1 rRNA gene is annotated in these 422 nt (G+C 58.3%); it reads right to left on the bottom strand.

Features of this window, described 5'->3' with window-relative positions:
- Positions 1–312: 312 nt before the first annotated feature.
- A 16S ribosomal RNA gene (locus tag AB4070_RS18580) occupies positions 313–422 on the bottom strand; the annotation flags it as partial.

Here is a 422-nt window from a genome sequence, read left to right as displayed (position 1 = left end):
CTCGCGTCCACTGTGTAGTTCTCAAAGTACGGGCGGTACCCCTCACCGCTTCCCCACCGGGGAAACAACGAAAGGCCCAGAGTAACCGACTGTGCACTCGACCCGAAGGCCAGTGCGCATCCGGTCCCTCAGGACCCAACAGCGTGCAGGTGCGACATCCGTCACCCTCCCCGTTCCAACCACCGAAGCGGCGTACTGGAGAAGAACAACATCCTTCGCACCATGTCAAATGTTCCACCCATGAGCTCCCAGCGAAGAACGTATGCCTTCGATCTGGGTTCTGGACACCCGAAAGTGTCAGATGCTCCTTAGAAAGGAGGTGATCCAGCCGCACCTTCCGGTACGGCTACCTTGTTACGACTTAGTCCTAATTACCGATCCCACCTTCGACGGCTCCCTCCACAAGGGTTAGGCCACCGGCT

Source organism: Microbacterium sp. 2RAF4, from assembly GCF_052115285.1.
Classification (GTDB): Bacteria; Actinomycetota; Actinomycetes; order Actinomycetales; family Microbacteriaceae; genus Microbacterium; species Microbacterium oxydans.
This window is presented reverse-complemented; position numbering and strand designations above follow the sequence as displayed.